Raw genomic sequence first — 619 nt, 5'->3', positions numbered from 1 at the left:
ACTTGTAATTTTTCCAGATGTAATTGGTACTAAAAGGAATAACATCAGAAAGAAAATACCAATTGGAAAAGAATATTGTTGAATAAGATGTAATAAAGTTTTTTGTCTAACAGCAAGTACAACTCCTAATAAACAAGCAGCACCAGCTAGGGCATAATCCTTTATAAGCAGGGCGAGTGTCACAATAATTCCGAGTAACAAAAAAGGAAACATATTCTTTTACCTCATCTATAGTGTTGTATAATCCCAACTACCATTTTCCGGTACAGAAACTTGTACCATATTCTGATCTGCAAGGTTAATTTGAATTAAATTTGGACTTATTACAGGTTTTAGTTCTTCTCGATTTATCATAAATTTAAATGCTTCAAAGCTTGCTAGAATGCCTACCATATTCGCAACAGGAGACAGTACCGCCCATGGGCGATTTTTTTGTACATAACTATTTGCCCAGTTCTCATCCGCGCCGTACGTGACAGAATGAAGAGCACGCCCATCTTTTAATTCATGAATTTTATCTTGGATTTCTGTTGTTAGCTCTTGTTGATAAGACGGATATCCTAACGCAATTTCATAGGGTGTAGAGTCAGGAGTAAAAGACATGACGCCACCTCTAAAT

General features: G+C 35.9%; 1 protein-coding gene and 1 pseudogene. Both read right to left on the bottom strand.

Annotated features, from left to right (window positions below; genetic code table 11):
- Positions 1 to 213 (bottom strand): DUF441 family protein (locus AC1DTM_RS30585; RefSeq protein WP_477001716.1); only part of this gene is annotated, 213 nt, incomplete at its 3' end.
- 15 nt (positions 214 to 228) lie between these two features.
- A pseudogene (locus tag AC1DTM_RS30580) lies at positions 229 to 619 on the bottom strand (ThiF family adenylyltransferase); the annotation flags it as partial.

It is taken from the genome of Bacillus sp. P4_D3 (genome assembly GCF_056401855.1).
Note: the sequence above shows the minus strand (reverse complement) of the source record. Positions and strands in the feature narration are given on the sequence as shown.